General features: G+C 72.0%; 1 protein-coding gene. It reads right to left on the bottom strand.

The annotated features are described in order from the left end of the window. Positions 1–1663 (bottom strand): amino acid adenylation domain-containing protein (locus ACIP4O_RS30515; protein WP_401579442.1); only part of this gene is annotated, 1663 nt, incomplete at both ends.

Here is a 1663-nt window from a genome sequence, read left to right as displayed (position 1 = left end):
AACGGCAACGCGTCCAGAACCACGAACGCCGCGGGCACCATGTACTCCGGCAACACCCCCGCCACAGCAACCCGCAAAGCGGCTGCGTCGGCGGGGACTCCGTCGGCCCCCACAACGTACGCAACGAGTTGCTTGTGGCCGGGCTGGTCCTCCCGGACCACCACGGCGGCACGCGCCACGCCGGGCGCGCCCGCGATCGTCGCCTCGACCTCGCCCGGCTCGACCCGGAACCCCCGGATCTTCACCTGGTCGTCGCCGCGCCCGAGGAACTCGATCCGCCGGTCGGCGCGCCAGCGCACGAGGTCCCCCGTGCGGTACATCCGCTCGCCCGGCGCCCCGAAGGGGCAGGCCACGAACCGCTCCGCGGTCAGCCCCGACTGGCCCACGTAGCCGTGCGCGAGCCCGTCTCCCGCGAGATACAGCTCTCCCACGGCGCCACGCGGGGTGAGGCCGAGGTGGCGGTCGAGGACGTAGGCCCGGGTGCGGGCCAGGGGCTCGCCGATCGGGACGGAGACGCTGCCGCGGTCTTGCTCGCCGACCTGGTGGCAATTACTGACCGCCATCGACTCGACCGGCCCGTACCCGTTGACGAGACGCAGGTGCGGATACCGGTCGACGACCCGCATCAGGTGCGTGACGGACGGGGCCTCGCCGCCCGTGATCACCTGCCGCAGCGGTGCCAGGATGTGCGGGTAGTCGTCGACGATCACCGAGAAGAGCCCGGCGGAGAACCAGGCCGTGGTCACACCGTGGCGCTCCACCAGAGCGGCAATGGCCATGGCGTCCGGCTTCTGGCCGGGCTGGAGGACACAGGTCGCCCCGGACAGCAGTGGCCCGAACAGCTCCAGCAGGAACACGTCCCAGGAGACCGGCACCGACTGGAGCCAGACCTCTTCGGGCCCGAAGCCGAGAAAGTCCTGCCGCAGCACGGTCCGCACGATCGCGCGGTGCGGTGCCACGACGCCCTTCGGCCGGCCGGTGGAGCCGGAGGTGAACATCACGACCACGGGATCGTCGCCGCTCACCGGGCACCGCGGCGCGCTCGTCGGCTGCGCGGCGATACGCGGCGCTAGCGCGTCGAGGTCGAGGAACTGCGCGCCCTCGTCGCGCAGCCGGCCGGCCCAACGGGTGTTCTCCAGGACTGCGGCGGCCCCGACCCGTGCCAGCAGGCTGTTGAGCCGGTCCGCCGGGTAGTCGACATCAAGCATCGTGAACGCCGCGCCCGCCTTCATGACAGCGAGCTGCGAGACGACCATCGAAGGACTGCGCTCGATGTGCACGGCCACGGTGTCCCCGCGGCCGATGCCCCGGGAGACCAGCAGGTGGGCGAGCTGATTGGCACGCGCGTCGAGTTCCGCGTAAGTGAGCGCCGTGTCCCCCTGGACGAGGGCCATCGCGTCAGGGGTGCGGGCGGCCTGCGCGGCGAAGACGACGTGGACGCCGATGTCCGGCGAGGCGGCGGCCGTGTCGTTGAACTCCTCCAGGGCGTGGCGGCGTTCCTCGGGGAGGACGAGGTCGAGCTGGTGGACGGGGAGTTCGGCGTTCTCCGCCACGGTCCGGCAGAGGGTATCGAGGCGCCTGCCGAGCTGTTCGACGGTGGAGCGCTCGTAGAGATCGGTGGCGTACTCGAAGCGGGCCGTGAGCCCCGCGGGGACACCGTCCG

It is taken from the genome of Streptomyces sp. NPDC088923 (assembly GCF_044749745.1).
Classification (GTDB): Bacteria; Actinomycetota; Actinomycetes; order Streptomycetales; family Streptomycetaceae; genus Streptomyces.
This window is presented reverse-complemented; position numbering and strand designations above follow the sequence as displayed.